Source organism: Acholeplasma equirhinis (assembly GCF_017052655.1).
GTDB lineage: Bacteria > Bacillota_I > Bacilli_A > Acholeplasmatales > Acholeplasmataceae > Acholeplasma > Acholeplasma equirhinis.
In genome coordinates this window covers 1-476 of record NZ_JAFIDC010000006.1, presented here as the reverse complement: position 1 = coordinate 476, position 476 = coordinate 1, and the positions used below count along the sequence as shown (strand labels likewise).

General features: G+C 45.4%; 2 tRNA genes and 2 rRNA genes. All 4 read right to left on the bottom strand.

From position 1 onward, the window contains the following. A 23S ribosomal RNA gene (locus JV173_RS07000) occupies window positions 1-90 on the bottom strand; the annotation flags it as partial. 63 nt (window positions 91-153) lie between these two features. Further along, a tRNA-Ala gene (locus tag JV173_RS06995) sits at window positions 154-229 on the bottom strand. A gap of 23 nt (window positions 230-252) precedes the next feature. Beyond that, window positions 253-329 (bottom strand) — tRNA-Ile (locus tag JV173_RS06990). A gap of 88 nt (window positions 330-417) precedes the next feature. Beyond that, window positions 418-476, bottom strand: a 16S ribosomal RNA gene (locus JV173_RS06985); the annotation flags it as partial.

The following is a 476-nucleotide window of genomic DNA, read 5'->3' as shown; positions in this document are numbered from 1 at the left end:
TACAGCTCCCCGTGGCATTTCGGTGTTAGTTCCGTCCTTCATCGCCTCTTGGTGCCAAGGCATCCACTGTGTGCCCTTTCTTCCTTAACCTTATTTTCTATGACTTCTTTTATCTACTTTTCAAAGATCTCATCAAGAATTACTTCCCAATAATGGTGGAGCTTAGCGGGATCGAACCGCTGACCTCCTGCGTGCAAAGCAGGCGCTCTCCCAGCTGAGCTAAAGCCCCATATGTATAATATGTATTTAAAGTGGTGGGCCTGAATGGACTTGAACCATCGACCCCACGCTTATCAAGCGTGTGCTCTAACCAACTGAGCTACAGGCCCACTTTGAGTAACTTATTAAAAGTCTCTCAAAACTGAATATGATGAACAAAGGAGTTTTTGCTTATTTGTAGTAAGCCTTTCTCCTTAGAAAGGAGGTGATCCATCCCCACGTTCCCGTAGGGATACCTTGTTACGACTTAACCCCAA